The organism is Betaproteobacteria bacterium (genome assembly GCA_016791345.1).
Taxonomy (GTDB): Bacteria; Pseudomonadota; Gammaproteobacteria; order Burkholderiales; family JAEUMW01; genus JAEUMW01.
Window position 1 is genome coordinate 1 of record JAEUMW010000002.1, and the last position, 2,655, is coordinate 2,655.

The window sequence follows — 2,655 nt, forward strand, 5'->3', positions numbered from 1 at the left end:
GGGGCAGGCTTGCCCGATGGAGAAGCTGCCCGGCTTCGGCTACCATATGTCGTTCCACGGTCGGCTCCTCACAACAATATCTTGATTCTCCGGGCGAAGTGCGGTCAACGTCCGTGTCCCCTAATTTCTTTGAGTTGCGACAACCATGAAACCATACGACGGCAATCTCGGAATACTGCCCCAGCCGGTCACTCTCGACGTTCTGCTGGAAAAGTACGCCAAGGGCGAAGAACACACCGTCGAGGACGTACGCGGTCGGGTGGCGCGCGCGCTGGCCGCGGTCGAGCGCGAACCGGCGCGCTGGGAGCCCGTCTTCTACAAGGCCCTGCAGAACGGGTTCATCCCCGGCGGCCGCATCAATTCCGCCGCCGGCACCGAACTGCGCGCCACCCTCATCAACTGCTTCGTGCAGCCGGTGGGGGATTCGGTGTCCGAATGCGTGGACGGCCGCCCCGGCATCTACGTCGCCCTCATGCAGGCGGCCGAGACCATGCGTCGCGGCGGCGGCGTCGGCTATGACTTCTCCGCCATCCGCCCGCGCGGTGCCCACGTCAAGGGCACGGACAGCCGCGCCAGCGGCCCGGTGTCGTACATGCGCGTGTTCGACCGCTCGTGCGAGACCGTGGAATCCGCCGGTGCGCGGCGCGGCGCGCAGATGGGCATCCTGCGCTGCGACCACCCCGACCTCGAGGACTTCATTCACGCCAAGGACCACGGCGACCTCAGGAACTTCAACGTCAGCGTCGCCGTGACCGACGCCTTCATGCGCGCGGTGGAAGCCGACGGTGCCTGGGAGCTCGTGCACAAGCGCGAGCCTTCGGCCGATTTTCTGGAGGCGGGTGCATACCGGCGCGAGGACGGCGTGTGGGTCTATCGCCGGGTGCAGGCGCGCGAGCTGTGGAAGCAGATCATGGATTCCACCTACGACCACGCCGAGCCGGGGGTCATCTTCATCGACCGCGTGAACGAGGACAACAACCTCTCCTACGTCGAGCGGATCGAGGCCACGAATCCTTGCGTCACGGCGGAGACGTGGGTCATGACCGCAGGCGGAGCGCGCCAAGTGCGCGACCTGATCGGCGCTCGATTCGAAGCGCTGGTCGACGGCCGTGCCCACGCGGTCCTGTCCGATGGCTTCTTTCCGACGGGCGACAAGCCCGTCTTCCGCCTCTCGACCCGAGAGGGACATGGCCTGCGACTGACGGCCGACCATCCGGTACGGCGCGTGACGCACCAGTCGCGCAACGCGCTCGAATCCGAGTGGGTCCCGGCTGGGGCACTGCGCAGCGGTGACGAAGTCGTCCTCAACGATCACCGCGCCAGCGCCGGCTGGGCTGGAGAACACACCGAAGCCGAAGGCTATCTGGTGGGTCTTTTGATCGGCGACGGGACGCTCAAGGAGGACAAGGCGGTCCTGAGCGTCTGGGACCCCGCCGCACGCCGCGAAGCAAACGGCGGCTGGATCCCCTCGCCCGGCGTGTCCGGCATCATGCAGGCGGCGCTGGCGGCTGCGAGCACGCTTACCCACCGTGCGGATTTCCGTGGCTGGCAATCCCCCATCGCCGGACGCGGTGAGTTCCGGCTGGCTTCAGGCGCCCTGCGCCGGCTGGCGCTCTCGCTCGGTCTGGCGCCGCGCGCCAAGCGCATTACGGACGGCATCGAGCGGGCGTCGTCGGACTTCTGCCGCGGGCTCTTGCGCGGTTTGTTCGATGCTGACGGCTCGGTCCAGGGATCGCAGGAGAAAGGCGTCAGCGTTCGTCTCACGCAGACCGATCGCGAGAATCTGACGCGCACGCAGCGCATGCTGCTGCGTCTGGGCATCGCATCGAAGCTCTACACCGGGCGCAGGCCGGCCGGATGCAAGACGATGCCCGACGGCAGGGGCGGCGAAAAGACGTACGCAACGCAGGCCGTGCACGAGCTTGTCGTCAGCAACGACAACCTGTTGCGGTTCCGCGAGCTGGTCGGCTTCGCCGACACGGAGAAATCGGCGCGACTCGATGCGCTCCTTGCGTGCTACGCGCGCAGTCTCAATCGCGAGCGCTTCGTCGCAACCGTCGACAGCGTGGTCGGGGACGGGGTCGAAGCGGTGTTCGACGTCTCAGTCTCCGACGTCCACGCGTTCGACGCGAACGGGCTCTACGTTCACAACTGCGGCGAACAGCCGCTTCCGCCCTACGGCTGCTGCTGCCTCGGCAGCATCAATCTCGCGCTGATGGTTGCCGACCCATTCACCGACGATGCGGCGTTCGACTTCGACGCGCTGCGCGAGGTGATCCATCCGGCGGTGCGCATGCTCGACAACGTGCTCGACGTCACGGTATGGCCGCTCGCCGAGCAGGATGCGGAGTCGAAGGCAAAGCGGCGCATTGGGCTCGGTTTCACCGGCCTGGGTGATGCGCTCATCATGCTTGGGCTACGCTTCGACACGCCCGAGGCGCGCACGATGGCCGCGCGCATCGCCGCCTTCATGCGCGACGAGGCGTATCTCGCCTCGGTGGCGCTGGCGCAGGAGAAAGGTGCTTTCCCGCTGCTCGATGCCAACCAGTATCTCGCGGCGCCGCGCTTCGCCTCGCGCCTGCCGGAGTCGGTGAAGGCGAAGATCCGCGAGCACGGTCTGCGCAACAGTCATCTGCTTTCCATCGCGCCCACGGG

Annotated in this window: 1 protein-coding gene; it reads left to right on the forward strand. The window is 67.0% G+C overall.

The genetic code is table 11. The features are described 5' to 3' along the window. Nucleotides 1–145 precede the first annotated feature (145 nt). Nucleotides 146–2,655: ribonucleoside-diphosphate reductase, adenosylcobalamin-dependent (locus tag JNK68_00080; protein MBL8538743.1), on the forward strand; the 2,510-nt coding region annotated here is incomplete at its 3' end.